General features: G+C 47.8%; 1 protein-coding gene. It reads right to left on the bottom strand.

Annotation, left to right across the window (positions count from 1 at the left end):
- Positions 1–132: 132 nt before the first annotated feature.
- Positions 133–276 (bottom strand): UxaA family hydrolase (locus QQL85_RS26470; protein WP_229021428.1); only part of this gene is annotated, 144 nt, incomplete at its 5' end.

Here is a 276-nt window from a genome sequence, read left to right as displayed (position 1 = left end):
ATCAGAAAGGCGATGACACCCACGCCCTGGGCCAGCCAATACGCGGTCATGATAAATCCTTAGCAGGTATGGAAAAGCAAACGGCGCTTCACATTATGAAACGCCGTTTTTTATTAACAACTCATTTCGACTTTATAGCGTTACGCCGCTTTTGAAGATCGCCAGTTCGCGGAAGTCGTTACGCTCGTTACAGGTTTGCTTACCGTTGGCAAACTCAACGATGGTGTCGATAAATTCTTCCAGCAACTGCGGCATCGCTTTACCGTGGATCAACTG

Origin of the sequence: Pseudomonas putida (assembly GCF_030159595.1) — a bacterium.
In the GTDB taxonomy this organism is placed as follows: Bacteria; Pseudomonadota; Gammaproteobacteria; order Pseudomonadales; family Pseudomonadaceae; genus Aquipseudomonas; species Aquipseudomonas putida_AC.
Note: the sequence above shows the minus strand (reverse complement) of the source record. Positions and strands in the feature narration are given on the sequence as shown.